General features: G+C 66.0%; 1 protein-coding gene. It reads left to right on the top strand.

The features are described from left to right. Positions 1-168 precede the first annotated feature (168 nt). Positions 169-432, top strand: coding sequence for a WhiB family transcriptional regulator (locus RNC47_RS36555; protein WP_003975777.1), 264 nt, complete (start codon positions 169-171; stop codon positions 430-432). Positions 433-468 lie beyond the last annotated feature (36 nt).

Below are 468 nucleotides of genomic sequence, written 5' to 3'. Positions count from 1 at the left end.
TTTGAACACTTACCGCATGGCCTTGGTTCCGCAGAGTGAATAAGGGGCCCAATAGCAGATCTCGGCTTGACTCGCCCGGAGCAGCACACTTGTAATTTCACTCGTGTCGTTCAGCCGGAACGGTAACGGCCACATCACGGGGACGCGAAAGACGGACGAGGGGCGCACATGACCGAGCTGGTGCAGCAACTGCTGGTCGACGACGCGGACGAGGAACTCGGCTGGCAGGAGCGCGCACTGTGCGCCCAGACCGACCCCGAGTCCTTCTTCCCCGAGAAGGGCGGCTCCACCCGCGAGGCCAAGAAGGTCTGCCTCGCCTGCGAGGTCCGCTCCGAATGCCTTGAGTACGCCCTCGCCAACGACGAGCGCTTCGGCATCTGGGGCGGCCTCTCCGAGCGCGAGCGGCGCCGCCTCAAGAAGGCCGCCGTCTAGGGCTCCACAGCGGCACCGCAGACGGCGGCGAGCGCC

The sequence above is a fragment of the Streptomyces millisiae genome, from assembly GCF_031845425.1.
Lineage (GTDB): Bacteria > Actinomycetota > Actinomycetes > Streptomycetales > Streptomycetaceae > Streptomyces > Streptomyces millisiae.
This window is presented reverse-complemented; position numbering and strand designations above follow the sequence as displayed.